Source organism: Vibrio sp. 10N.222.49.A3 (assembly GCF_041475145.1).
In the GTDB taxonomy this organism is placed as follows: domain Bacteria; phylum Pseudomonadota; class Gammaproteobacteria; order Enterobacterales; family Vibrionaceae; genus Vibrio; species Vibrio tasmaniensis_A.
In genome coordinates, this window is record NZ_JBFRVM010000026.1 from 4,317 (window position 1) to 5,088 (window position 772).

General features: G+C 41.5%; 1 protein-coding gene and 1 pseudogene. Both read left to right on the top strand.

Annotated elements, in window-relative coordinates; genetic code table 11:
- Positions 1-80: 80 nt before the first annotated feature.
- Positions 81-533 (top strand): helix-turn-helix domain-containing protein, encoded by a 453-nt coding sequence (locus AB4589_RS04750; RefSeq protein ID WP_017098630.1) that lies wholly within the window; start codon positions 81-83, stop codon positions 531-533.
- A pseudogene (locus AB4589_RS04755) lies at positions 533-772 on the top strand (PIN domain-containing protein); the annotation flags it as partial. The gene AB4589_RS04750 and the pseudogene AB4589_RS04755, both read left to right, overlap by 1 nt.

Genomic DNA, 772 nt, shown 5'->3' on the forward strand with positions numbered 1-772 from the left:
TTTCGAATATTTCGGATAATGTCATGGTGAGAAGATTTGTATACCATGACATCAGAAACTAAAAACTAGAGAGAAACACGATGAATACTGCTACAAAATTGCCAAGCGCTGAAGAAATGGCACTGGCTAAGCTTGGTAGCCAAGAGTTGTCAGCCGTTATAGAAATTAATGGTGAAGCTCAAAGGATTAACGTTGTCGATAAGTCTGGTAAGACTCACGAAGTAACTATTCCAGCAAGCGCATTAAATATGATGATCGAGATGCTTACTCAATTAGGTCAAGGCAACTCTGTTAGCATCACACCTATTCATGCGGAACTCACAACGCAAGAAGGTGCTGAGATGCTAAACATGTCTCGTCCTACTTTCATTAAGCTTCTTGATTCAGGTGATATTCCGTTTAGCCGTACTGGCAACCGTAGAAAGGTAGCTTATACTGATCTTATGGAGTACAAGAACTGCCTAGAAGAGAACAGACTAGCTGCTCTTGCTGAACTATCTGCATTAGACCAAGAAATGGATATGGGATATTAATGGCGTCATATACGGTAATTCTAGACGCATGTGTAATGTACCCAGCTCCACTCCGAAGCTACCTAATGTACTTGGCCAATACTGGCCTGTTTAGAGCGCGATGGACAGAACAGATACATGATGAATGGACTCGAAATCTACTGAAAAATAGGCCAGAGCTAAATGCAGAACAACTGCAAAGAACTCGACAGTTAATGAACGCAAATGTTCCAGACTGCTTGATTGAAGGGTATGAGTCT

What these genes read in the sequence shown, in the direction of transcription:
- AB4589_RS04750 (WP_017098630.1), top strand. Translation starts at nt 81, where the DNA reads ATGAATACTGCTACAAAATTGCCAAGCGCTGAAGAAATGGCACTGGCT.